At 48.9% G+C, this 853-nt stretch carries 1 protein-coding gene; it reads left to right on the plus strand.

Annotated elements, in window-relative coordinates:
• Window positions 1-15 precede the first annotated feature (15 nt).
• Window positions 16-853, plus strand: an 838-nt coding sequence (locus DK870_RS29070; RefSeq protein WP_161550419.1) for a zona pellucida domain-containing protein, incomplete at its 3' end; no start/stop codon positions are given.

Here is an 853-nt window from a genome sequence, read left to right on the forward strand (position 1 = left end):
GTCAGGATGGGTCTTTTGCAATGTCTGTTAGTGCTGGTTGTGCTTGTGGTGTTTGATCTGAAGAATGCTATTGGAAGTTTGAGTTCCAGTCAAAGTCCAAAAAGCAAGAAGCATCAATCATATCCAGCTTCCAGAGTGCCTGTTTCTTCTCAAGTGCTCGGGAACACTTTGCAGAAGGCCTCTCTGTTTCAGAGTCTCGACTACAGAGGATTTGCACAAGAGCCTCTTGGTCTTCAGGAGAAGCAGGTGTTGCAGGGTCCAGTGAAGCCTTTGGACTGGAGGTTTCCCATTGTTCCAGAAGTGCCGAGTGAGATGGCGGTGGATTTCCATTTGAGGCAACCTGTGACCCCCAGTAGTGTAGCTATTCAATGCGGTGAGAACCGGATTCATGTGGAGGTACAGCAGGACTTGTTTAGCAATGGTGAACTGATCCAGCCATCTGGTCTGACTCTGGGAGGATGTCCTGTTGTCGGTTTGGTCCCAGGCTCTAAGGTGCTCTTCTTTGAGAATGAACTGCAGGACTGCAACAGTGTCTTGATGATGACCAAGGATGAGCTTGTCTACACCTTTGCCCTTACCTACACTCCTGAGGCGTTTGCTGGCACTCCGATTACCCGTGCAGGTGGTGCAGTTATTGGAGTTCAATGCCACTATCAAAGGTTTCAAAATGTCAGCAGTAGTGCCTTGAAGCCAACTTGGGTCCCTTATGCCTCAACGGAGGCTGGTGAAGAAGTCTTGGTGTTCTCCCTGAAGCTCATGACTGATGACTGGTCCTATGAGAGGCCTTCAAACTCTTACTTCCTGGGTGACGTTATTAATGTTGAGGCATCTGTGAAGGTATACAACCACGTCC

This window comes from Pseudomonas sp. Q1, from assembly GCF_009935975.1.
Taxonomy (GTDB): domain Bacteria; phylum Pseudomonadota; class Gammaproteobacteria; order Pseudomonadales; family Pseudomonadaceae; genus Aquipseudomonas; species Aquipseudomonas palleroniana.